At 45.9% G+C, this 23,387-nt stretch carries 22 protein-coding genes; 6 read left to right on the forward strand and 16 right to left on the reverse strand.

The genetic code is table 11. From position 1 onward, the window contains the following. Positions 1–31 precede the first annotated feature (31 nt). Positions 32–1,324 (reverse strand): efflux RND transporter periplasmic adaptor subunit, encoded by a 1,293-nt coding sequence (locus tag HNR50_RS02490; protein WP_184743222.1) that lies wholly within the window; start codon positions 1,322–1,324, stop codon positions 32–34. Positions 1,325–1,470: 146 nt separating this feature from the next. Between HNR50_RS02490 and HNR50_RS02495 the strand changes: the two genes are divergently transcribed. From HNR50_RS02495 to HNR50_RS02510, 4 genes are read left to right on the forward strand one after another with little or no spacing between them, the layout of a single operon-like run. After that, positions 1,471–3,165 carry a sensor histidine kinase gene (locus HNR50_RS02495; protein WP_184743225.1) on the forward strand — a complete coding sequence of 565 codons (1,695 nt, stop codon included), beginning with the start codon at positions 1,471–1,473 and terminating at the stop codon, positions 3,163–3,165. A gap of 3 nt (positions 3,166–3,168) precedes the next feature. Beyond that, a complete protein-coding gene (locus tag HNR50_RS02500) occupies positions 3,169–3,858 on the forward strand; it encodes a response regulator transcription factor (RefSeq protein WP_184743228.1) in 690 nt (229 codons plus the stop codon). A 47-nt stretch (positions 3,859–3,905) separates the two neighbouring features. After that, on the forward strand, positions 3,906–4,934 hold the full coding sequence (locus tag HNR50_RS02505; protein WP_184743230.1) for a sensor domain-containing diguanylate cyclase: 1,029 nt from the start codon (positions 3,906–3,908) through the stop codon (positions 4,932–4,934). Then, positions 4,924–5,103, forward strand: a complete 180-nt coding sequence (locus HNR50_RS02510) for a hypothetical protein (protein WP_184743233.1) — start codon at positions 4,924–4,926, stop codon at positions 5,101–5,103. The genes HNR50_RS02505 and HNR50_RS02510 overlap by 11 nt, the downstream gene beginning before the upstream one ends. Before the next feature lie 8 nt (positions 5,104–5,111). Here HNR50_RS02510 and HNR50_RS02515 read toward each other — a convergent pair whose 3' ends face one another. From HNR50_RS02515 to HNR50_RS02580, 14 genes are all read right to left on the reverse strand, one after another. Beyond that, positions 5,112–6,509 carry a glycosyltransferase family 4 protein gene (locus HNR50_RS02515; protein ID WP_184743236.1) on the reverse strand — a complete coding sequence of 466 codons (1,398 nt, stop codon included), beginning with the start codon at positions 6,507–6,509 and terminating at the stop codon, positions 5,112–5,114. Positions 6,510–6,578: 69 nt separating this feature from the next. Further along, entirely contained in the window at positions 6,579–7,541 is a 963-nt protein-coding gene (locus HNR50_RS02520; protein WP_184743238.1) for a carbohydrate ABC transporter permease, read from the reverse strand. After that, positions 7,535–8,416, reverse strand: coding sequence for a carbohydrate ABC transporter permease (locus HNR50_RS02525; RefSeq protein ID WP_184743241.1), 882 nt, complete (start codon positions 8,414–8,416; stop codon positions 7,535–7,537). Before HNR50_RS02525 ends, HNR50_RS02520 begins: the two co-directional genes overlap by 7 nt. A 68-nt stretch (positions 8,417–8,484) precedes the next feature. Then, on the reverse strand, positions 8,485–9,873 hold the full coding sequence (locus HNR50_RS02530; protein ID WP_184743244.1) for an ABC transporter substrate-binding protein: 1,389 nt from the start codon (positions 9,871–9,873) through the stop codon (positions 8,485–8,487). Between the two features lie 95 nt (positions 9,874–9,968). Further along, entirely contained in the window at positions 9,969–10,649 is a 681-nt protein-coding gene (locus HNR50_RS02535) for a response regulator transcription factor (protein WP_184743247.1), read from the reverse strand. Further along, positions 10,646–11,857: a sensor histidine kinase gene (locus tag HNR50_RS02540; RefSeq protein ID WP_184743249.1), complete on the reverse strand. Its 1,212-nt coding sequence runs from the start codon at positions 11,855–11,857 to the stop codon at positions 10,646–10,648. Before HNR50_RS02540 ends, HNR50_RS02535 begins: the two co-directional genes overlap by 4 nt. A gap of 9 nt (positions 11,858–11,866) precedes the next feature. Beyond that, positions 11,867–12,568: a purine-nucleoside phosphorylase gene (deoD, locus tag HNR50_RS02545; protein WP_184743252.1), complete on the reverse strand. Its 702-nt coding sequence runs from the start codon at positions 12,566–12,568 to the stop codon at positions 11,867–11,869. Positions 12,569–12,590: 22 nt separating this feature from the next. Beyond that, positions 12,591–13,886 carry an amidohydrolase family protein gene (locus HNR50_RS02550; RefSeq protein ID WP_184743255.1) on the reverse strand — a complete coding sequence of 432 codons (1,296 nt, stop codon included), beginning with the start codon at positions 13,884–13,886 and terminating at the stop codon, positions 12,591–12,593. Then, entirely contained in the window at positions 13,879–14,820 is a 942-nt protein-coding gene (locus HNR50_RS02555; protein ID WP_184743258.1) for a nucleoside hydrolase, read from the reverse strand. Before HNR50_RS02555 ends, HNR50_RS02550 begins: the two co-directional genes overlap by 8 nt. Beyond that, positions 14,817–15,746 (reverse strand): pyrimidine-specific ribonucleoside hydrolase RihA, encoded by a 930-nt coding sequence (gene rihA, locus HNR50_RS02560; RefSeq protein WP_184743261.1) that lies wholly within the window; start codon positions 15,744–15,746, stop codon positions 14,817–14,819. Before rihA ends, HNR50_RS02555 begins: the two co-directional genes overlap by 4 nt. Next, a complete protein-coding gene (locus tag HNR50_RS02565) occupies positions 15,743–16,714 on the reverse strand; it encodes an ABC transporter permease (protein WP_184743264.1) in 972 nt (323 codons plus the stop codon). The genes rihA and HNR50_RS02565 overlap by 4 nt, the downstream gene beginning before the upstream one ends. Positions 16,715–16,722: 8 nt before the next feature. Then, positions 16,723–17,787, reverse strand: a complete 1,065-nt coding sequence (locus tag HNR50_RS02570) for an ABC transporter permease (RefSeq protein WP_184743267.1) — start codon at positions 17,785–17,787, stop codon at positions 16,723–16,725. Next, entirely contained in the window at positions 17,780–19,312 is a 1,533-nt protein-coding gene (locus HNR50_RS02575; RefSeq protein ID WP_246433738.1) for an ABC transporter ATP-binding protein, read from the reverse strand. Before HNR50_RS02575 ends, HNR50_RS02570 begins: the two co-directional genes overlap by 8 nt. Before the next feature lie 86 nt (positions 19,313–19,398). Further along, positions 19,399–20,514 (reverse strand): BMP family ABC transporter substrate-binding protein, encoded by a 1,116-nt coding sequence (locus HNR50_RS02580; protein ID WP_184743274.1) that lies wholly within the window; start codon positions 20,512–20,514, stop codon positions 19,399–19,401. A gap of 203 nt (positions 20,515–20,717) precedes the next feature. Between HNR50_RS02580 and HNR50_RS02585 the strand changes: the two genes are divergently transcribed. Beyond that, on the forward strand, positions 20,718–21,407 hold the full coding sequence (locus HNR50_RS02585; protein ID WP_184743279.1) for a hypothetical protein: 690 nt from the start codon (positions 20,718–20,720) through the stop codon (positions 21,405–21,407). Between the two features lie 66 nt (positions 21,408–21,473). On the opposite strand, the gene HNR50_RS02590 is transcribed toward HNR50_RS02585, so the two are convergent. Beyond that, on the reverse strand, positions 21,474–22,793 hold the full coding sequence (locus HNR50_RS02590) for a hexokinase family protein (RefSeq protein ID WP_184743282.1): 1,320 nt from the start codon (positions 22,791–22,793) through the stop codon (positions 21,474–21,476). Positions 22,794–22,897: 104 nt separating this feature from the next. Here HNR50_RS02590 and rlmH point away from each other — a divergent pair, with 104 nt between their 5' ends. Beyond that, positions 22,898–23,377, forward strand: a complete 480-nt coding sequence (rlmH, locus tag HNR50_RS02595) for a 23S rRNA (pseudouridine(1915)-N(3))-methyltransferase RlmH (protein WP_184743284.1) — start codon at positions 22,898–22,900, stop codon at positions 23,375–23,377. The last annotated feature ends 10 nt before the right edge of the window (positions 23,378–23,387 follow it).

Genomic DNA, 23,387 nt, shown 5'->3' on the forward strand with positions numbered 1-23,387 from the left:
ATCCTGATGCTTACGCATCCTCCGAAATATCTTAATTTACTTCAATCACATCCTGATCGATATAATCCTGATAGGAACTGATTATGATCTGATCCCCCGCTTCCAGACCGCTCAGGACTTCGACCTGACTTCCCTGAATCTCTCCGAAAACAACCGTTGTTTTATAGGCTCGGGAACCATCTATTCTGTAAACGTATTTCTGACTGCCTGTTGTCAGATAGGATCCCCTGGGGAGAAGAAGAGCATCTTCTGTCGTTCCGAGAGGAATATCTGCCACGGCGGAAGCTCCAGGGGTCAACTCACTGACTCCGACCGGTCTGACCCGGACTGTCACAGTAGCGGCCAGACCGTCGGAGGACATGGACGCCACCCGGCCGATCTGTTTGATTTCCCCTTCGACGACATTATTACTTATGACCAGTTCAACACTTCCGCCGACTTCAAGATAGGAACTGTACTGCTCGTATACTTCCAGATCGATGTAGACATCCCTGGTATCAGCTACGGTAAAAAGGGCTGTGTTCTGTTCGATTAGACTGCCGGGAACCATAAGATTCTCCTCAAGACTGAGAATATCTCCGGCAATGGGGCTGGTGATGCTGGCATCCTCAATATCCTTCTGTACTCTCTTAAGCGAAACTTCCAGAGAGGCTATCTGGGCTTCCTGTTTTTTCAGGCTGAGTTCATTGCTTCTCTCCGTTTTCTCTTTTGAGAGCAATAAATCCTCTTTCTGTTCATATAGGCTCTGCAGGGCGTCCACAGCTTCCTCGTAATCGGAGGCTCTTGAACTTTTAAGCTCCATCAGTTCCTTTTCAGTCTGAACAGCTTCCTCTCCCTCCGCTATATCCTCTTCAATGCGCTGAAGGCTCAGATCCAGTTCTCTCAGAGTATATTCGCCGGAGAGCTTGATCTCTTCCAGAGCTATCTGCTGCGTTTCCAGTTCATCCATCAGATCATCGCGCTGTTCCTCGAGATCCGGGACATCCAGAACGGCAAGGATAGTGGATTCGGTGATAGAATCGCCTTCATTTACATAAATTTCCTTCGCATAACCTGTTTCCATATTTACTATGGAAACCTGAGTGGGCAGAACCACCGTACCGCTGGCTTCCGTTGAAGTCGTAAAGGAACCTGTCGTTACTTCTGCAACAGTGTAATCTCCAATCTGTTTTATGCTGCTTTTTGTATTGAGAAATATAGCAACAAGCACAGATGCGACCAGAAGCGCGACGACTGCTGCTGAAATATAGGCCTTCTTCTTCCTGCTTCCGGAAATAAGGGGCGAAGACTCCTCAACCTGTATGATTTTTCTTAATTCAGCCATTTTGACCTCCCTGTGAACCGAATATACAGTCGGTAGAAAGCCTTGTGGTTAACTCTGTGTAAAAGGAATGTAAACTATGTAAAAGCTAACCCTTTCGACAGTAAAGAAACTCGCATGACCGAACCGGCTGATATATACTGAAGACCATGAAAAGAATAAAGAGACAGGGAACATTGGTTATGCGCCTGACGACTGTTGCGGTTTTTTCAGCGATCGCCGTTCTGTCTATCCTCCAGTACCGATGGGCTGTCAACTCCGGCGAGAAAATAATCAATGACCTGGCTAAATCTTTTGAATTCCGGATTTTCGGTTCTCTGGCGCAGGAGATCAGTCGTATCGAGTTATTCACGCAACATCCCGGGGGAAGAGATATATCTGATGATGAAGAGATCAGAACCGGACTGACATATCTGGGAGATCAATTCCTTTCCGAGTTTAATGGTAATTATATTCTTTCCTACGCCTATGCAAACCTTATGGAGAAAACCGGATATTCAAGCACTGTCGGCGGAGACTGGGTTCAGGATGCGACTGGGTTCATGAATAATCCGGTCTTTAAAGAAGAGCACAGCGAACCGGATTTTCGCGATATGTCGATTGTCATCGATCCGGAAGATAAGGGAAAAGTCTATCTGGTGCGCAGATATCCCGGCGGGAAGTATACATCCTTTATTCATTTTGATTTGAAGCTCTTTATGGAAAAAGAACTCATTCCCGCAATCGATGAAACTCTGGGCGACTATACCATATCCCTTGTTTCAGACCTGACTTCAGACGCGGTCCCTCTGGAGGAGAGAAACTATCGCTTTTCACCTGTCGACATACTTTTCAATCACCTGGCCGGAAACGATAAAGTCTATTATCTGACTTTCCCTTTTTTACGCTTACCCATGACCAGATTGACCCGGGATTCCCTGTCCAGACCACCCGCTGATAATTTCTCAGAGAATATGTATATGGCCATAGGTTCGGAAACAGGAGCATCTCTCTTTATTGAAAGGGAACTGGCTATTGCCGTTCAATGGCTGACCGGTTCAGTTCTGCTGCTGGGGATCGGCGCTGCGTATATTCTGATCTTATATCAAAAGAACAGACTGAGCCGTCTGCGGCGTAAGGAGAAAGAGTTTGTCGCGACAATTACCCATGAACTGCGCACACCTCTGACCGTTATCCATTCAGCCGCAGACAATATGCAGAGCGGCATCCTCAACTCTGAAAAAATAACCCGGTATGGAGAACTGATCAAAGAGCAATCAGGACGTCTGTCAGCCATGATCGAGGGCATACTGCTTTTTTCAAGGCTGGAGGGTAAAGCGGAGCAACCTTCAGTCACTTCTGATGTCATCTTCCGAACCGTACAGGATGAACTGGAACTGTTTTTCAACTCTCTCCAGTCCGAAGGCAGAATCACTTTATCGATCGACTTCGGTTCTCTGCCTGCCGTTGCGCAGACAGACAGGGAGACTCTCGTTCTCATCCTGACAAACCTGATCAGCAACAGTTTCCGCCATGCCTATCCTCCGGACAACAGGGGAGAAATTCGCCTGTCCGCACATCTCCGTTTACCGTCAACACTGGTTTTCTCGGTGGAGGATGACGGACTGGGTATCCCACGGAAAGAACAAAAACACATATTAGAACCCTTCTTCCGGGGAGACAGGAGTTTCAGAGAGCAGATAAAAGGGAGCGGTCTCGGCCTTTACCTGGTTAATCGCAAAACGAAACAGATGGGTGGATCGGTAAAAGTGAACAGCCCCTATCTGCGGGCCGACGGAAAAATCCGTCCCGGGACCTCGATTACTGTTTCCATCCCCTTTTTTGAATCAGAACTGCAGGAATAAGACATGAAAAAAATACTTATAATTGAAGATGAACCGGGCGTCAGAATAACCCTCGAAGACAGATTGGAGGCTGAAGGATATGAAACGGAGAGCTGCCCAGACGGCGTGACTGGAGAGCAGACAGCCTTAAGCCGGCCGTTTGATCTGATTCTTCTCGACATTATGCTTCCGGGAAGAGATGGTTACGCCGTTAGTGAAAACATAAGAAAAAGCGGTTCGACCGTTCCCATTATCATGCTGACGGCGAGAAACACCGACCTTGATACGGTTCTGGGCTTGAGACAGGGAGCCGATGACTATGTGGCCAAACCCTTTGATATGGCTGTTCTTCTGGCTCGGATAGAGGCTCTAATCCGCCGTTCCTCCATGACTTCACCTGCAAAAACAGGAAATAATTCTTCAGCGGACTTCGGTGATTTCATCCTCGACAGAGAAAAAGGCGAATTACTGTGCAGTGGCGAATGCATCCCTTTGAATGGACAGGAATACAGATTGCTCGATTATCTGGTGAGCAACCCCGAAAAAATAATCTCCCGCGACAGGCTGCTCGATGAAGTCTGGGGATACGATTCGGAAACCTCATCGAGAACGGTTGATGTGCACATTGCAAAAATACGCCAGAAACTTGGTGAGTCCGATATTCCGCGGCATATTATTACAATTCGGGGTCGCGGATATAAATTCCTTTATTAAAAAAATAAAACTGGAAAGTGGTATTACTTTGATCTAAATTCTAGTTGATGCTTAATACCGATGAAAAAGATCGTTACGAACAGAAAATAAAAGATCTCAGGGAACTTATAGACATCAGTAAGAGTCTCAATTCGAATCTTTCATATGCAACATTGCTCGATTCGCTTCTTCTGACCTGCATGGGCAGGGCAATGGTTGTCAAAGCCGGCCTTTTTATCCGGCATAATATAGATAGCACGGATTTCACTCTTTACAGAAATTACGAGGGGTTTAATCCCGACAAAAATGTGGATTTTGCCATTCCGGAAAAATCAGATTTGATTATGTCTCTAAAAAAGGCAAAGGGTTGTCTTACAATGCCGGAGCTTCTGAATGATATAAGACAAATCTCGGATATTAAACCTTTCACAATCCTTGAACCTTCGCTGATTATCCCTATTGTCATGAAAAAAGACCTTCAGGGAATAATCGTTCTGGGAGAAAGAATTACCGGAACGGGTTTTTCCGATGAGGAAAAAGTCTTTCTGAGAAACGTAGCCGATCTGGGAGCTATTGCGATACACAATACTTTTCTTCTGGAAGTGTCTTCCACGGACATGATGACCCATCTGAAGCAGAAACATATCCTGCTTCAGCATTTGCGGGATTTATTTGCCAACTATAACGGTGAGAACATTACCATTCTCATGATGGATATTGACCACTTCAAAGGGCTGAATGATACCTACGGACATTCCTTCGGAGATACGGTTCTGAAAGAAGTGGCTTCGATTATACTCAAAAATGTCCGTGTGGAAGACATGGCCGCCCGATACGGCGGCGAAGAGTTTACCATAGTCCTGCGATATATTGACAATGAAGTGGCATTGAAAATCGCTGAAAGGATAAGATCGACGATAGAACAGAAAGAGTTTATCCAGAACGGTCAGATCGTTAAGACATCCATTTCCATCGGACTGGCCGGTTACAACAGGGAGACGGATCTCATCCCGGTCGATTTGATTGAAAGAGCTGACAGCGCCTTATACAAAGCCAAAGAAAACGGAAGAAACCGGATAGAAGTATATGAGTTTTGATTGCCAGTTTAAAATAAAAGACGGTCATTGCCGCAGAATAAACAAAGAGTGTAATCCCGGAGTCAAAGGATGCATTTTGTACGGCCGTTTTTCATTCCCTCTCAAAGATGAAAATGATTCAGAGAAAAAGCGCATCAGAAAGAACGGTACTGTCGATGAAGATAAATAACTCTTTCATTATACGGAAAAAGTGAGCCTGGATTTTTCCAGCCTTCTCCGTGACGCCTTTATCTCATCGCTGTAGGATTCCAGAATTTCATCGAGTTTCTTTTCCAGTGTCCTGAAACCGAATTCCCTCTTCCCCGTGATAAAATTCTTCTCAACCATTTCCCGGCGGGCTTTTTCATCGGTGAGAATCCTGTGGATACGGGAGTAGACCTTGTCATCGAGAATGAGGTTTCCTTCTTCATCATAGGAATCGCGGATCTCAATATTGCTGAAGCCGGCACACTGAATATCCGTTTTATAGACCAGATAAGTGCTTATGACAACGGGAACACGGGCGGCGACAGCTTCCAGAAAAGCATTCCCGAAACCTTCCCAGACAGGCAGGTAAGTAACAATATCGGCATTAACCAGCACGTCGCGGTTGGTGTAAAGCTTTTCACCCTTGTCGTTGAGGCCTCTGACCGATGCGACTCTGTGGGCGATCAGATCGAGGGGCACGTCCAGTTCACCGGCCAGTCTCTGAATGTCTTTTACATATGAATCATCCAGTTCATCGCCCTGGTAGAGCGAGATGATGAAACGGACTTTCTCCTTTAATTCAGGATAGTGATTCATGAATCCCGCCACCAGACGGACCGAATCTTCTATTCTTTTTCTTGGAACGATTCTGGTCGGCTGTATGAATAGGATATCATCAGCGGCATATCCGAGTTCCCCTCGGAAAGTACTGTTGTATTCATCCCTTACAGGAGCGGCGGAAAAATCCTCGCAATTGGGTACCACATGGGGATTCACTCTTTTAATGGATTTAAGAATATGGCCGGCATATGAGGATATAACGACATGCTCCAGACCCAGATCATGGGAAGGCATCATTTCTTTCAGCAGAGGTTCAATCCTGTTCCCGCTGAATCGGCTTCTTTCCCACCAGAAATCGTGATGATGAAATATGGTCGCTACTTTTCTTTCCGTTGCCAGCTTATGAACGGCAATACCGGTTAACAGAGCCATGGGCATGGCATTGGTATTCTGGGCGATGAGAACATCTATATGTTTTTCCTGAATGTAATCATAGAGATAACCAGCCAGCTCTTCACCCTCTTCCAGCATCTTGCTGACAGCTGTGTCGACCTGGATCTGAGAAACATGATTGTGTTTCCCCGAGAGATAGGGAAACACAATTTTCTCATAGCTTTTCTGCTGAGGCGAATCAAAGGCCAGCATAGGGTGGCAATATCTGTTGGAGGGGGGAACGTTTTCCAGTTCCGCTCCGTATTTCCCGGCAATGGTGAAAATTTCGTGTCCTTTGCCGGAAAGGATCTCAATCCATTTGTCAACTTCCAGGGAAACTCCGTCCACATCTGCGAGTTTACCGCTGATAAAAGCAATTCTGTAGGTATTTTTCATGATCATATTCCGTTAGGACAATATACAACTTTTACAGAGGACAATGAAGATTTTTTTTCAATTTTCTTCCTACCCTTTCACTCCGCCGGCTGATAATCCCCCCACTAGATTTTTCTGAATAGTCATAAACAAAGCTATGACCGGCATGGCCGTCAGCATGGAGGCCGCCATTATTCTGTCCCATATGGCATTTTTAGAGACATAGAGCTGTCTCAATCCAAGAGGAAGAGTGTATATATCCGTATAACCTTTCAGAAAAACCGCGGCAAAGAGATATTCATTCCAGGCAATCATAAAGGAATAGATGAACACCGTTACGATAGCTGATATGGACAGGGGAATGACAATCCGAACTATGGTTCCCAGGCGGGAAGCCCCTTCGATCATGGCAGCTTCTTCTATGGAAAACGGTATGGTTCTGAAGAAATTCCCGAGCATATAAAGAGAGACAGGCAGAGTCTGAACGAGATAGATTATCAGAAGAGCGAAAAATGTGCCTGCTTCTGTCGCCAGCAGTCCGAGGTTGGATGCCATCGTATAGAGAGGAATCAGCAGCAGGATTCCACCGAACATATAAACGAAAAGAACACCTCTCTGTATGGACGAGCGTCCGATGTATTTTAAGCGGCTGAAAGAATAGGCCCCGAAAATAGATAAACTAACAGAGAGAAAAGCTGCCGTCAGAGAAAGGAACAGTGAGTTCCTGAAGTACTTGAGAAAAGGAAAGACGTTGCCCGAGTCTTTATACTTGTCGACAATGGCTTTCCGTTGGTCTCTGGTCAAATCCGGAGTCGTATCGAGCAGCTCTCTTATGGATTCGGGAATGTTTTTTTCCTCCTGACCGATATTGAGCAGCTCTTTGTATGCCTCGAGATTGATCTGAGTGGGAATAAGAGAAGGATTTCCCCAGTCCCATTGATACTTCAGAGACATGGAAAGCATTTGAACAAAGGGAAAAACCGCAAAAAATACAATAAATATAACAAGGGCGTAAAAGCCGATTCTTTTCGGGATTCTGTTGGAAGTTACCATTTAAGCACCTTCTTTACATAATAAATTATAAAACCGATGAGCAGGAGAAACTGGATAACGGCCAGCGAAGATCCCTGTCCCATTTCCATGGCACCGGTAAAAGCTTTGAAATATGTGTAAACCGATAGCACTTCCACGTTATCGGCCAGCAGATAGATATCTTCGAATTTATTAAAGTTCCAGATGATTCTCAGCAGCACGATCGAGCCCGTGACAAAATAGACTTCCGGCAAGGTGATATATCGGAACTTGGCCCATCCGCCGCATCCGTCGATGTCAGCCGCTTCGTATAGATTCCTGTCTATAGCCTGCAGACGGGAAAGAATCATCAGATATGTGAAAGGAAAATTTCTCCAGATACTGAAAACTATAACGACCCATATGGCCGCGGAAGGAGAACCGATCAGGTTGAACCGTTCGGCGAACAATCCCATTTTTTCTACAGTCAGGTCCATAAAGATGCCGTTAACCGGGTCGAAGATAAATTTCCAGGAGTAAACGACAGATATGACCGGCGCCACATAGGGAAGAAGGAGTAGTGACCGCACCAACCCGCGCAAAGGAAATCTCTGGTTCATGACCAGAGCAACGATGAGGCCGAAAACCGTAGTTCCCGCCGTTGTAAAAACGACATAAATAAGGGTTGTCAAAACAGCTTTCCAGAAGTCGATATCGAACACGACATTCTGATAATTGCTTAAGCCGATGAAAGTATTGCGGCCGCTTAAACTGGTATCGAAAAAACTGAGATAAATATTATATACGATGGGGTAAAGAACAAGCAGCGCAATGATCAGAGCAGCCGGGAGAATCAATCCCCATCCGAGAGCTGACTCTCTTTGCGCCCGGTCCAGTTTTTTTATTGCATTATTCATTTAAACCTCTCGGGAAGAGACATCCTCAGGGAATAGCTCCGGGGATGTCTCCGTACTCGTTCGAAACTTTACTGAAGAAGTTTCTTCATTTCCATTTCCGCTTCGTTCATGGCATTATCAACGGAAACTCCTTCCTGAGTTATGCTGTAGATCATCTTGGGAATAATCTGCTGAGCCGTAATGGAACTGGCCGCTTCGATCACATTGCCCTCTACGATGCCGAATGATTCGATATTATTCAGCCCATCGATAATCTCCGCCATTTTTTCCGGTCCGTAATTTTTAAAAATACCATTGGGATCGTTCTGGAATCGTGCATTTTCCGCAATTCCCTTAAGCATGGGATTCATTCCCCCGGGAGCCATATGCAGCCAGGTGATATAGGCATTTTGAGTAAAGAGGTACTCAACGAAACGGGAGGCGGCTTCTGTAACTCTCTTGTCTTCCTGATTCAGGAAACTGAAGGCGACGACAGTTCCATATCCCGCATCGGATTTATGGGAAACAATAGGTGCCATTCTCGTGTTTTTAACAAGATCGGGGTCAAAAGATGCGCCTTTGAGGTTTTCAAAATTTTCGCTGGTAAGAGATCCCTGGGCCACTTCAGCCAGCGCCAGGTCATCCATAATGTAAGTGGAATAAAAGAACATCGCCATTTTGCCCTGGAGATAATAGTCCCGGGCTCTCCATGTCTGGGGTCCCGGAGGATTATACTCAGCCAGTCGGGCGTAAAACTCAACAGCTTCTTTCATTTCAGGAGAATTAAAAACCAGATTGCCGTCTTTATCGAATAGTCCGGCATTATTGGACATGGCGAAAGGTGTAAAACATTGCTCGGCATAGGTTTCCGCCTTTGTACCGACGAGGATTCCATACTGATTTTCAGCCGGCTTATAAAAGTGCTCTGCCGCTTTCAGGATATTTTCCCACGTAACGGGGGGCTCAAGCCCTGCTTCTTCGAACCAGTCAGCTCTGTACCAGATGCCCTGTATCCAGCCATGATAGGGAACTCCGTAATAGCTTCCGCCCTGAGAGGATTCCAGCATTTTAAGCGGTCCGGCATAAAAATCGGATTTTCCCACTTTTTCGATAAGAGCTGTTGTAGCCGCCGTATCGACAACGCCTTCGGCCCCGAACGATACATGCATATCCGCCGAACCTTCGATCATGGCCGGAAGAGAACCGGACATGGAAGCCGTCTGAACGTTGGAGACCATATCGTTTTCATCTACAGGTACAAGATTAATTTTCACATTGGGATAGAGAGTCGTATAGGTATCGATAAGAACCTGTATTGTCGCTAACCTGTCGGACTGAGTCTGAGTTGTCCAGAAATCGAATTCGACAACGCCCTGATCGCCCTTATCAGAGGCGCTCTGCTGACCTCCGGCTGCTATGCTAACCGGCAAGAGAAGAGTAAAAACAATCAGCAATAATGAAAAGACACTTTTTTTCATTCAATACTCCTTTAATAGTTTGAATTAATATTAAAGACAGTATCGGGCCTTCACCAATCACATTGTGGTACTGTTCCGGTACTGGTACAGTACTATCAGTCGTTCAGATAATTGAAAAACCGCCCAAGATCAGCCTTCCTGGCAATTTTCAAAACGGTAATGCGTTCATGTACACCCAGTTTGGAGTATATCTTACTGACGTGGTTTTTTACTGTCTGTTCGGCAATAAACAACTTTGAGGCTATTTCCGTATTGTCATCCCCTTCAGCCATCAGAAAGAGGATTTCCTGCTCCCGCTTGCTCAAGTTATCGATTTTTCCGAGTATTTTGTTGTAGTCCTCTTCGATAATGCTCTGGACGGACCGGCCACCTTTCATAATCCGTTCCAGAATTTTAGGAGACATCTGGACCGTTCCGGCCATAACCGCGCGAATGGAATTGACTAGATCTTCCGGCGGCACATCTTTAAGCATATAACCGCTGACACCGTATTTGATCGCTTCCTGCACATACTCGTCATCATCATAAGTTGTCAGCATCATAATCTTTATATCATCATACTTTTCCAGAATAGCGCGGGAAGCTTCCACACCATCCATTCCGGGCATGCGGACATCCATTAAAATTATATCGGGTTTGTCCTGTTCAACAGCTTTTATAGCTTCCAGGCCGCTGTTGGCAATCCCGACGATATCCAGATCATCGGCAATGATCATCAGAACTGTTCTGAGACTCTCGACAAACAGGACCTGGTCATCGACAAGAAGCAATTTCATTTATCTTCCTCCAAAGGGATTTCAGCAGAAAGCTCGAAACCGTCCACAACATTTTTCATAAGAAGTCTGCCTCCGATCTGCTCCAGCCTTTCACGCATTCCCGCCAGGCCGATTCCTTCGACAATATCGGAAGATCCGGAACCATTATCGTGTATGGACAACCGTATAAGGTCCTCATCGACCCAGAATATAATCGTTATGACAGTTGCCATGCCATGACGGAAAGCATTGGTCATACCTTCCTGAATCATTCTGAACATCAGTGTATCCACTCTTTCGCCGACAGAAAAGGGAAGATTGCCATATTCGACTTTGATGACGATTCCCGTAGCGTCGCGAAAAGCCCGGATCAGCTCGTCAATAGCTCTTTTCCCCTGCAGCCGGTCCTCCTTGTCCTCCCGCAGATGACGAAGTGCCGTTCTCGTTTCCTCCAACCCGTTTATGGCCTGTTTTTTAGCGTTGAGTATGGCTTCTTTCTGCTTGCTCCGGTCTTTATCAACAAGCAGCGCCGCAGCTTCAAGAAGCATTATGATATTCGTCAAGGCATAACCGACCGCATCATGAATTTCCCGGGACAGCCTTTTTCTTTCATTGACAATTGTCTCGAGTTCTTTCTCTTTGACATATTTCTGAAAGCCGATATTGGCATCGGTCAGCTGGGATATGGCAGAATCCAGTCTTTCTATTTTTTTTTCTTTCCTTCGACGATCTTCGATATTGTACGCCAGATAATACACTAAAGTTGAAAACAGGGAATTGAAGAGAAAAGTAAAAATCAAATCGTGGACCGGAACAGCCTCCAGATCATACCACCAGGCGGAAAATTCTCTTTGGATCATAAGGAAAACGAGATTTTCAAGAACAAGAAAAATCGAATTGGCCGGTATGGGCAGCAACAGACCGCTTTCCAGTATAAGGGAGGAAAAAAGAAGAATTTCAATACCGATGTAATCGCCCAATGGATAACCTATAAAATAGATGATCATAAAACGGATTAAAATAATCGTTATTCTCGCACCATCGGATCTGTAAAGAAAAATGATGAAGGAAAGGAGAAGAGAAATTCCCAGAAAAACAAGAAAATGGGGAAAATATAATGTCGAGAGAGGAGAACTTTTTCCTCGCAGAACAAACAATAGAGGAGATGTGAGGTGAATCACCAGTGAAAATAAAAAAACGACTTTCTCGGTTTTCCGGGTTTCAATCATTAATATTAATCAGGCTGACTCCAGAGCGATCTCAATCATATCATTGAAAGTTTTCTGCCTTTCTTCCGTAGTCGAGACTTCACCGGTGAGTATACTATCACTCACAGTGAGAAGTGCGAGAGCCTGAACTTTGTATTTGGCAGCCAGCGTGTAAAGACCGGCTGTTTCCATTTCCACTGTCATTATTCCGAAATCCGCCCAGAGGCGCCACCAGTCGGGATCGTCGCCGTAAAAAGTATCGGATGTTAAGACTGGACCGGCTTTCACAGAGATATTTTTTTTCTTTGCCACAGACCATGCTGTATGGAGAAGTTCGAAATCTGCCGTAGGTGCATAATCCAGTCCGCCGAAACGGATTTTATTAATGGACGAATCGGTAGAAGCACTCATGGCCAGAACCACATCTCTCATGTTCACATTTTCCTGAATGGATCCGCACGTACCTATTCGCATAAGTTTTCTGACACCATACTCCGCAATCAGTTCGTTCACATATATGGAAATTGAAGGGATACCCATTCCTGTTCCCTGAATCGATACTCTTTTCCCTTTGTATAGTCCGGTGTAGCCCAGCATTCCCCTGACCTGATTATAACAAACAGCATCTTCGAGAAATGTTTCCGCAATATGCTTAGCTCTCAGCGGATCTCCGGGAAGAAGTACCGATTCAGCTATATCACCTTTTTTCGCTTCCAGATGTGGTGTCCCCATTATATTCTCCTATATTGAATTTCTAAAATATCAGTTTCGTGCGTCCTTTACCTCTTTGAAGAATGGCTTTCGCCCGATCTCCCGCTTCTCTTCTGATGGCTTTCAGATCCATCTGAACCTCTCCGTTCTTTTTAACAAACCGTCCGCCGACCATTGAATGGACAATGTTTTCCGGACCGCTGCTGTAAATAATGGAAGCCAGGGGATTGTAAACCGGCGCGGTATTGATCCGGTCGAGATCCCAGAAAATCAGATCAGCGGAATACCCCTCTTTTATCCTGCCCGACCTGAAAGGCATGGCTTTATGGCCTTTCATTAAAATTGTCCATCCTTCTTCCAGCGTAAACTTTGTGGAATCTCCCATTGTCAATTTTCCAAGAAGCAGAAAGAACTTCAGCTGTTCCAGAGGATCGAGACTGTTTGAGCTGGCAGCTCCGTCCGTCCCTATGGCTAAGGGCAGTCGGTCGGCAAATTGCCAGAGACGTCCGGTTCCGGCGCTAAGTTTCATATAGGTTTTAGGACATACGGCAAAATAGGTATCTTTCCCGATCAACGGGATCTCCTCCTCCAGAATCCACAATCCATGGCCTACGATAAGCGGCTGATCGAGAACGCCGGAATCCTTGAGAATCTGAAAAGGTGTCCTTCCGTACTTCTCCCTGCTGGCCTCGATCTGGGCTTTGGCATCCGCCACATGAATATGAATGCCCCGCCCTGTCTTCTCCGCCGCTTCCGCAGTTCCGGCCAGTTCATCGGGGCTGCAGGTATAGGGAGCATGAGGCCCGTAATGGAATGCGAGAAGATCGGAGGTCTCACTCAGGCTATCCATTAATTCTGTCGATGCCTCAAGCTGTTCATCGAAGCGGCCGGCCATTCCGAATAATGTGGGTGCCATATCCAGCCTGATTCCCCCATCAATCGCGGCACGGCAAACCTGATCCGCATGAAAATAATGGTCGGCGAAAGCCGTAACACCGCGATTTATCATTTCAGCGATGGCCAGGGACGAGCCGGCATATACATCTCCGGGTTCCATCTTACTCTCATAAGGCCAGATTTCCTCATTAAACCAGCTTTGCTCATCGACATCTTCCGCTATGCCTTTGAAGATGTTCATGGGAGAATGAGTATGGAGATTCGGAATACCGGGAGTTATGAAAAGCGATGAACAATCAAAAACTTCTGTATCAGACTTGATTTCTTTTTCATCGATTCCGATTGAATGGATTCTACCCTTTTTAAGAAGAATTCCCCGATTCTGACTGATGAGTCCCCTTTCATCGATAACAGTTCCGCCTTTCAGAAAAACATCAGCCATATGACCTCATCAGTTTTTCAAAAAGATCGACAAAACCTTTGTTATCCAATTCCAGAGCGACATGGGCATTGGGTTTTTTCCCGCTCACTTTAAGAATATCAACAACAGTCTGACCGAAGGTGAATTCCCCTTCTGTTTCCACATCCACATACAGATGCCTGGTCGCGGCAAGTGAAGGGTCGATAGCTGCCGCCACTGTAAAAGGATCGTGCATGGCGACCCCTTCAAAACCGAAGCTTTTATAAAATCCGAGATACCAGGTGAGCATTTGAGCGGATTTCCGGGCGACATCGCTTTGAAAAAGGGATAATCGTTCAATATCTTCTCTGTAAATAAGAGCTCTATTTGTCACATCCAGCCCGCACATGGTAATGGGAACACCGGACTGAAAAACAATGGATGCCCCATGGGGATCGGCATAAATGTTGAATTCTGCTGCAGGCGTTCTGTTTCCGCTGTAGGCGGACCCACCCATGATCCAGATGTGTCGAATAAGATTCTTCAGATCGGGATAAATGAGAAGAGCTGAAGCTATATTTGTCAGGGGACCTGTGGCTATGATTTCCAGCTCCCCCCCCTGTTCGAGTGCTTTCCGGTATATGAGTTCCCTGGCAGTCTGACAGGATAAAGCCCCGACCGGAGGCGGAAGCTCTATATCTCCGATACCGTTCCTGCCGTGAACGGATTCGGCTGTTTTTTTCTTTCCATAAAGGGGTGCGCCCGCCCCGGAAGCAACCTCTACTTCGTAGCCTGACAACTCAACGAGCTGAAGCGCGTTAAGAGCTGTGCGCTCAACAGGGACATTGCCGGCGACAGCTGTAATCGCTTCGACTTTGAGTTCATCCGATGCCAGAGCCATAAATATGGCCAATGCGTCATCTATGCCCGGATCGCAATCTAACAGAACCGGTCTGCCTGTTTTTTGTTCTTTCATGGCATTTTCTCCAGTTGACCGGCCAGGAGATCTACAAAATCTTTTCTCCTGACATCGAATAGGACAGTTGCGTTCTTTTCTTTCTTCAATACATCGTAATAATCGACGACAGTCGAACCTGTAGTCACTTTGCCCGAAGTCTCAATATCCACATGACAATCCCTGGCCGTAAAAAGATCCGGGTTGATAAGCCATACGACGGCACAGGGATCGTGAAGCGGGCTGCCTTTGAAATCAAAATTGTCCTTATGGAATTTAGCAAAAAAATCGAGCCATTCCGCAACAAGGATCGAAGTCCTGGTTCCGATGCTTCTGAACAGCTCCCTGTCATCATCGGTGATATAGGCTTTATGGGTCACATCGAGTCCGCTCATGGTGATGGGAATCCCCGACTCAAAGACAATTCTTGCCGCTTCCGGATCAACCAGAATATTAAACTCCGCCGCCGGCGTCCAGTTTCCGCCCCAGCAGGCACCTCCCATTAGAGAGATTCTTTCAATTCGTCCTTTGAGTTCCGGGTAGGTCATGAGAAACAGCGCGACATTGGTAAGAGCTCCCGTGGGGACGATTGTGATTTTTTCCTTGCTTTTCCTTACAGTTTCAGCCATCAGCTCCACAGCGTGAACAGGTTGAGCGTCATAAGCAGGATCAGGCAGTTCCGGACCATCCAGACCGCTTTCTCCGTGTACTTCCGGGGCTATAATCAGATCCCTGAAGAGCGGTTTGGCACATCCGGCGGCAACAGGGATTTCAGCTCCGAGAAAAGTCATGATCCTGAGAGCGTTATTGGTAGTCTTTTCAATTGTCTGATTGCCCGCTGTCGTTGTGATCGCCTGTATATCGATCTTATCACTGCCGTAAGCCAGAACCAGGGCTATGGCATCGTCGTGTCCCGGGTCGCAATCCATTATGCAGGGAATTTTCATGTTGTTTTTCCTTTCTCTGTTTTCGTGCCGGCCTGCCTCTCCTTTTGAGCCTGTATCCTCTTTATCTGTTCAGTTTTGTTCGCCGCATAAATAACCAGCCCTATGACTGTTGCCAGATAGGGGATCATCTGAATGAACTCTGCAGGAACCCTCAGAGTTTGGAGAGAATTGGAAAGGGCATCAAATAGCCCGAAGAGGAGGGAGGTGAACATGGCTCCATGGGGAGTCGCGCCGCCCATGGCTTCCGCGGCAAGGGCGATGAATCCCCGTCCGGCTGTCATGTTTTTGCTGAACCACGAAACATAACCCATTGACATATAGGCACCGCCGAATCCCGCAAGAGCTCCGCTGAGAGTCAAAGCTATGTACTGGATTTTCCGCACGCTGATCCCGACCGAATCTGCAGCATCGGGATTCTCTCCGACAGCTCGGATTCTCAAACCAAGCGGGGTTTTGTAAATGAAAATATACATGACCCAAACGGAGAGAAAAGCCATATATGTGAGAATGTTATGTCCGGAAAGAATCGGTCCGACGACCGGTATGGATTTCAGAAGCGGAATGTCAATCCTGGGAAGAACTTTGCTGGGCAGAGAGGAAGAGATCCCTTTATCGCCACCGACCATAAACAGAATGAATACGGTACCGCCCATGGCTATGAGGTTTATGGCAATTGCAGCCAGAATGACATCGGTTTTAAGATTCAGGGCGAAATAGGCAAGGATCATGCCGACAAGGGCCCCGACGATAACGGCTGCCAGAAGCCCCAGCCCCGCGCTCTGAGCGAGTGCACTGACGATAACTCCGGTTAGCGCGGCTATGAGCATCATGCCCTCGAGAGCGATATTTATAACTCCGGCTTTATCTGAAATGAGAGCCCCCATGGCAGCGAAGAGAATCGGAGTGGTAACGCGAAGAACGGCATAACCGAAATCGACAGAAAAAATAATATTAAAAAAATCCGACATAACTCCCCCTATTCACCCGTTGTCGCCGATTTCCGGGCTTCTCTGTAAACCAGCTTATGTCTGTAATGTGCGAGGAAACTTTCTGCAGCAATAAGAACAATCATAACGCCCTGAATGATATACACGACTTCGCTCTGCACGTCGGAAGAACGGGCCATCAAATCCGCGCCGATTCTCAAATAAGCCAGAAAAAAAGCACCGACCGGAATCAGAGCCGGGTTGTTCCGCGCCAGTATGGCAACGATGATTCCGTCCCAGCCGTAACCGGGAAGAGACTGCCAGGAAAATCGCCTGTACATACCCAGGATTTCAATAGCTCCTCCCGAACCGGCTATGAACCCGCCGAGGACCTGAGAGAGAATGATGACCGAAGCGGTTCTGATACCCGAATACCGGGCGAAGCTGCTGTTGAGGCCGGTCAATCGGATTCTGTAGCCCCATCTGGTTCTGTACATGAAGTAATAACCGGCTACGACTGTCAGCGCGGCAATGATCAATCCGAAATGAACTCTTGTTCCGGGAATCAGCTTGACGAGTTTTGATGTCTCCGCCAGACGAAAAGAGACCATTGCGCCGGCATCGACATCACGCATGTAGTAATTGATAAGATATAGTCCCAGAAAAAGAGCGACATAATTAAACATGAGCGAGGAAACAAGCTCGGAAGCATTCCACTTTACTTTTAACAGCGCCGGAATTCCGCAAAAAACCGCTCCGGCTAATCCGCCGGCCAATATTGACAGAACCGGGTGAACAAAAGGAATCAGATTCTGATTTATCGCGACAGCTGTCGCCGAGATACCGCCGAGAAAAAAGGCGCCTTCAGCCCCGAGATTGAACTGTGCTGCGGAAAACATAAGGCTGACAGCCAGTCCCGTAAAAAGGAGCGGGATCATCATTTCAAGGACATTGCCGAAATGACGCAGACTGTCCATCGGGCCGAAAAGGAATAGGCTGAGAGCTCTTCCCGGTTCTTCGCTGGCAAAAAGAATGGTAATAAGAGCGATGATCAAGGCAATGACAATAGCCAGCACAGTGCGGAACAGCTCAAAAAGCTTTTTCTGTTTAAACATGAAGCGCCCTCCCGATCTCGCTATCTGACTGTTTATTAATTCCAAGCATGAACAACCCCAGCTCTTCTTCACCTAGAGATTTAACATCTTCTATATAAGCGGTTATTTCTCCGTTGTACATGACTATAAGACTGTCGGAAAGTTCCAGAACCTCATTCAGGTCCGCTGAAACCAGCAGTACGGCGCTCCCCTCGTCACGCAGTTCCACAAGCCGCTTTCTTATGAATTCCGTGGCTCCCACATCGATACCCCTCGTCGGCTGATCGGCAATGATCAATTTCGGTTCTACCGAGAATTCCCGGGCAACGACAACTTTCTGTATATTTCCGCCGGACAGCATTTTAACCTCTTCGAGGGGCGAGCCGCATTTGATTTTGTATTCTTCAATAAGTTTGAGTGAGTTTTCCCGTATGATTTTCGGTTTCGTCAATATCCTGCCGGTGAACCGGGATGAATCGTGCTTATCCGCCAGAAGATTCTGTTCAATATCCAGAGTCTCGGCCACACCGTAAGTCATCCGGTCTTCCGGGATATGGCATGTTCCCAGATTCCGGATATCCTTTATGGATTTACCGGCGATATTTACACCTTCTATTTCCACAGAACCGAAATTTATCCGCTGCAGCCCTGTCAGTATTTCCACCAGTTCGCTCTGTCCGTTACCTTCGACACCGGCAACACCGAGGATTTCCCCTTTCCTGACTGAAAATGAAATATTATTAACAGCTTTTTTTCCGAAATCATTCACGACAGTCAGATCTTCCACTTTCAGTGACACCGCAGCCGGAGAAGCGGGACCTTTTTCCACTTCGAGAATAACATCCCGGCCTACCATCAATCGGGAGATATCTTTTTCAGTAACATCGGCGACGTTGAAAACACCCTGAGAACGGCCGTTTCTCATAATCGTCAGCCTGTCACAGAGTTCTTTTATTTCATGGAGTTTGTGAGAGATGAAAATAATGGTGCTGCCCTGCTCCTTCAGCAGATGAAGTTCCTCGAATAATTCTTTCGTTTCCTGAGGTGTAAGGACGGCAGTCGGCTCATCCAGTATAAGAATCTCAGCGCCGCGGTATAAGGCTTTCAGAATCTCGACTTTCTGCTTAATGCCCACAGGAAGATCCCTGATTCTTGCCGAAGGATCTACAGCCAGATTGTATTTGCGGGATAATTCCAATGTTTCCGTAGAGGCTTTCTTTATGTTGACATAAAGTCCCTTTCTGGGTTCGGAACCGAGAACCATGTTTTCCGCCACAGTCAGCGAGGGGACGAGCATGAAATGCTGATGGACCATTCCTATCCCATGTTCAATAGCCACATTGGGCGAACCGATATTTATCGGATTCCCCTTAAGCAGGATTTCTCCCTCCTCCGGGTGTTCAAGTCCGAAGAGGATTTTCATTAATGTAGATTTTCCCGCGCCGTTTTCACCGACGAGGGCATGGATTTCTCCCTTTCGCAGAGAAAAATCCACACCCTCGTTGGCTACGATTCCATTGGGATAAACTTTCGTTATATTGTTCATACTGAGAAAATCAGTTTGCATGCAAAACTCCCTGAAAAAGACAGGGCTGCGCCCATGAGGGCACAACCCTTTTAAGAATTATTATACTATGGAGAAACGCTGTCTCTCAGAGCCTGTATTTCACTGGAACTCATTCCAAATGCGCTGCTGACGACAATATCGCCGTCAATAATTTTTTTCTGAAGCATATCCATTTCTTCCCTGATTTCCGCAGGAACCACTTTCATATAGATATCATTTTCGGCAAAACCCACAGCTTCCTCTTCAAATCCGAGGATCTCGCTGCTTCCCCAGGGCGCTTTACCGGCCATATGAAGATCTATGGCTCTGAGAAGGGAGTTGTCGACGCGCTTGAGAACGGAAGTTGTTATCAGCTCCGCTTTCGCCGGATCAGTAGAGAGGAAAAGTTCAGCCTGATCGGAGTCTACACCAATCGCGTATCGATCGGCATCTTTAGCCGCATCGAGCTGCCCCAGCCCGGCCTGGCCCGCAACATTGTAACCGATGTCCGCCCCCTGACTGTACTGAGCCAGAGACATTTCTTTTCCTTTTGCCGAATCGTCGAAAGATCCGATATAGGAAACGGCCACTTTTATATCTTTATCAATATACTGAGCGCCTTCTATATAGCCTATTAAAAAGTCATTTATGACGGGAATATCCATTCCGCCCAGGAACCCTATCATCTTTTCTGGATTGGCAAGAGGCATATCGGAAGTGGTAACCCGGGCAGCCAGTGCGCCCGCCAGGAAAGAGGCTTCATTCTGCTTGTATGTGATCGAGTAGATATTATCCATATCGGGGAGGCTGTAATCTACTTCCGTATCGAAGATGATAAATTTCTTATCCGGATAATCGGGAGCGGCTTCCTGGAGCATTTCAGTCATCTGCCAAGTTCCCATGATTACGATATCCCAGTCCTGCTCCGCCACATCGAGCAGAGTCGGTTCCCATTTGGTTTCGTCGTAATTCATTTCAATGGTTTTTACCAGGACCTTATCTCCGTATTTATCTTTTATCAGCTTCATCCCATTATCAGCCGAGTCAAAAAATGATTTGTCTCCCAGTGTACCGTTGAGGATGAGGACAATTTTCAGAACGTCATCCATCGGTGCATCTTCGCTGCTCTGCTGTCCTCCCGCCACTATGGCGGAAGAAAAGACCACTGAAAACAAAAGTAAGAACGCTGTAAACTTTTTCATTAATCAATCTCCTTTTTACTTTGAAAAACAAATATCGCTAATAAAGATGATAGGAGCGAGCTTGCACCCCGTCAAGAATAAAGGTTCGGAACGCCCATCAGGTCGTGCCATTCGACAATATGGTCGAAAAAAAAATCAGATTCGGTTTTAAATTGAATAAAACCCATTGAAAAAACGGTATGGAATTTGCAATGATCTTTTTTATGAAAAAAAGACTAACTACAACAATGCTACTTGTTCTGGCTCTGACAGCCGTTTCCGGAACAAATCTAGACAACATCTATGGAAAAAACGATTTGGATTACAGTAAAAGCCGCGGGGATTTGTATGGCAATAATTTCGGCAGCATTCTCGATTACGACACAATGCCTCCCAGGCAGATCGATATCCAGAACGCTGAAAATGAAATAGAAAGCCTCCGGAACGATATCGCCGGCTTTCGGGAAGATATAAGAATTTACGAAAACAGAGGTGATGAAGACCGATCGAAAAAATCGGAAATCGCTGTTGTTCTCGGGAAAATAGATATTCTTCTTATTGAATTGAAATCAACTTCAGCTCAACTCTATTCAGCCAAAGCGAACCAGACAGACAGCGTTATCCGCCAGAAACTACAGGACAGCATAGAGGAAAACCGTCAGCAGATATACGACCTGACCAATAGAAGAAGCGAACTGGTCAGCGAACGGGAAATGCTGCTGCAGAGCATTGAAACAGCAGACCGGTTCGTAACTCTCAATAATCTTTTTATCAGAAAGTCCAACAGCAGGATAGCGTACCTGGAAAGCTGTATCGATTATTCCAACAGAGAAACAGATTCTGTCGATACGCTATTGGAAAAATCCACATCTTATCAGAATGAAGTGGATAACCTTATCAACGTCTCCTTTTAATTTTTATATATTACAAAAAAGGGCTTCCGGTTTACGCCGGAAGCCCTTTTTTCAAGATAACATTTTTCAATTGGTTAACGCAGCGATAGCCGCTCCGATAAGCGGAGCATCTTCGACTTTTATGATATCATAATAGCGTTTGCGATCTCCCGTCAGAAATTCATTAAGATATTTTTCTACTCTGAACTGGAATTTGTGATAGGCATAGAAGGTCGTTCCGTCAACTGTCAGGCAAATGGGTCTTACAGGACTTTCGCCTTTTCCCGATTTCAATATTATTCCCGCCATATTCACGGCGATAAGCTTCGCCGCTCTTTCAAGCATGCAATCTATGAGAAAATAGAGGATGTCCCGATTTCTTTCGTGGTGGCGATCGCAGATTTTTGTCAGAATATTCTCTTTCATAAAGGGATTCTGCAGGAATTCATTTACCTGTCTGGTATTGAGATTTCCCGCAATTTCCAGTTCGCTGGTAAAACCTTTATCAAAAATATCACTCTTTTCCGCTTCAAACAGAACTTCCGAGACCAGGGCACCGAAGTAGGCTCCGGAAGTCATTTTTTCCAGAAAGTAGGAACCGGGAGCGGATGTTTTCTCATCGAGAATCTTATCCAACTTACCTCTTTCAGGAACGGAGAGGTTTCCCGATTCAACATTAATGATCTGTGAATGGGTACCGTCCAGATGAATAGCATCGAGCTTGTGTATATTTTCATTCGATTCGGAATAGCAGCTGTTCAGGCCTGTTCCGAGGATAAATCCGAGATAATCCTCATAGTTCCGTTCAGGAGCGGATCCCTTGCCGGTTAAGAGGGTTGCCACCGTATCATTGAGAATAACGATTTTATGGTCTCTTTTTACACCCCGGCTCTTCAGCCTTTCGAGCAGGCTTTTGCCGATCATCTTCCCTTCCACTTCCGGGGCCTGAACTTCTTTGACGAATTTGATCAGCCGTCCGTCTTTGTCGGGAGTTATTTCTGTCGGGTATGAAAAGCAGAAACCTATCTTACCGCTGTCTTCAACTATATCCATTATGGAATCAGCAAGAATATCAAAGAACTCATCGAAAGTCAGAATCCTGTCACTGCCCGGCATAGGACTTTTTCTGAAACTGTCAATTACGACCTGACGGTTTTCATCGAAGTGAATCAGAGCCGTCCGGAAATTCGTTCCTCCCGCATCCATGACAATGACTTTTTCATTGACAGGAATTTCCATTTCACTTTCTATAAACGTGGGGATCATCTGAAGAGAGCTCTTCTCTCCGTTCAGTCCCTTTTCCATTTCGGTAAGGAAATGCTGATAAGCTTTTTCCATATCGACCTGTTCATGGAACATGTTCATTTTTCCGAGGAAATCTTTTACCACGGTAAACTCTTCACTCATCTACACATCCTCTTTTTTTACACTTGATTCTTCATATAAATACAAAATAACCGCAGAAATTTCAATGGATTGAAGAAATCACTCCATTAATGGACAATATAATTATGAAAATAACTCTGATATCCGTAGGAAAACTGAAAGAAAAATACCTCAGGGAAGGTATCGCCGAATATTCAAAACGCCTTTCACGATACTGCAGCCTTGAAATGATAGAAGTTTCCGATGAAAAATGTCCGGAATCATTGAGCGATGCGGATAAAGAGATAATTAAAAACAAAGAAGGTGATCGGATTACTTCGAAACTGAAGGAAGGAACATATCTCATCACCCTGGAAATCGAAGGAAAAGAACTCAGTTCTGAAAAGCTGGCTTCCAGAATTGAAAAAGTCACAACCGGAGGAAACAGCCATCTTACCTTTCTGATCGGCGGATCTCTGGGATTGAGCGATAATCTGAAAAGGCGGACTGATTTTGCCTTGTCCTTTTCAAAACTGACTTTTCCTCATCAGATGATGAAATTGATTTTACTGGAACAGATCTACAGATCTTTCAGGATTATTCGCAACGAGCCTTATCACAAATAAAATGTCCCCT

This window comes from Spirochaeta isovalerica, from assembly GCF_014207565.1.
Lineage (GTDB): Bacteria > Spirochaetota > Spirochaetia > DSM-2461 > DSM-2461 > Spirochaeta_F > Spirochaeta_F isovalerica.

Coding starts and splice junctions, on each gene's coding strand:
- HNR50_RS02525 (WP_184743241.1), bottom strand. CDS start 8,416: ATGAATAATGCAATAAAAAAACTGGACCGGGCGCAAAGAGAGTCAGCT.
- HNR50_RS02530 (WP_184743244.1), bottom strand. CDS start 9,873: ATGAAAAAAAGTGTCTTTTCATTATTGCTGATTGTTTTTACTCTTCTC.
- HNR50_RS02515 (WP_184743236.1), bottom strand. CDS start 6,509: ATGAAAAATACCTACAGAATTGCTTTTATCAGCGGTAAACTCGCAGAT.
- HNR50_RS02490 (WP_184743222.1), bottom strand. CDS start 1,324: ATGGCTGAATTAAGAAAAATCATACAGGTTGAGGAGTCTTCGCCCCTT.
- HNR50_RS02520 (WP_184743238.1), bottom strand. CDS start 7,541: ATGGTAACTTCCAACAGAATCCCGAAAAGAATCGGCTTTTACGCCCTT.
- HNR50_RS02510 (WP_184743233.1), top strand. CDS start 4,924: ATGAGTTTTGATTGCCAGTTTAAAATAAAAGACGGTCATTGCCGCAGA.
- HNR50_RS02495 (WP_184743225.1), top strand. CDS start 1,471: ATGAAAAGAATAAAGAGACAGGGAACATTGGTTATGCGCCTGACGACT.
- HNR50_RS02585 (WP_184743279.1), top strand. CDS start 20,718: ATGAAAAAAAGACTAACTACAACAATGCTACTTGTTCTGGCTCTGACA.
- HNR50_RS02580 (WP_184743274.1), bottom strand. CDS start 20,514: ATGAAAAAGTTTACAGCGTTCTTACTTTTGTTTTCAGTGGTCTTTTCT.
- HNR50_RS02590 (WP_184743282.1), bottom strand. CDS start 22,793: ATGAGTGAAGAGTTTACCGTGGTAAAAGATTTCCTCGGAAAAATGAAC.
- deoD (WP_184743252.1), bottom strand. CDS start 12,568: ATGGGGACACCACATCTGGAAGCGAAAAAAGGTGATATAGCTGAATCG.
- rihA (WP_184743261.1), bottom strand. CDS start 15,746: ATGAAAATTCCCTGCATAATGGATTGCGACCCGGGACACGACGATGCC.
- HNR50_RS02555 (WP_184743258.1), bottom strand. CDS start 14,820: ATGAAAGAACAAAAAACAGGCAGACCGGTTCTGTTAGATTGCGATCCG.
- HNR50_RS02540 (WP_184743249.1), bottom strand. CDS start 11,857: ATGATTGAAACCCGGAAAACCGAGAAAGTCGTTTTTTTATTTTCACTG.
- HNR50_RS02535 (WP_184743247.1), bottom strand. CDS start 10,649: ATGAAATTGCTTCTTGTCGATGACCAGGTCCTGTTTGTCGAGAGTCTC.
- HNR50_RS02550 (WP_184743255.1), bottom strand. CDS start 13,886: ATGGCTGATGTTTTTCTGAAAGGCGGAACTGTTATCGATGAAAGGGGA.
- HNR50_RS02570 (WP_184743267.1), bottom strand. CDS start 17,787: ATGTTTAAACAGAAAAAGCTTTTTGAGCTGTTCCGCACTGTGCTGGCT.
- HNR50_RS02505 (WP_184743230.1), top strand. CDS start 3,906: ATGCTTAATACCGATGAAAAAGATCGTTACGAACAGAAAATAAAAGAT.
- HNR50_RS02565 (WP_184743264.1), bottom strand. CDS start 16,714: ATGTCGGATTTTTTTAATATTATTTTTTCTGTCGATTTCGGTTATGCC.
- HNR50_RS02500 (WP_184743228.1), top strand. CDS start 3,169: ATGAAAAAAATACTTATAATTGAAGATGAACCGGGCGTCAGAATAACC.
- HNR50_RS02575 (WP_246433738.1), bottom strand. CDS start 19,312: ATGAACAATATAACGAAAGTTTATCCCAATGGAATCGTAGCCAACGAG.
- rlmH (WP_184743284.1), top strand. CDS start 22,898: ATGAAAATAACTCTGATATCCGTAGGAAAACTGAAAGAAAAATACCTC.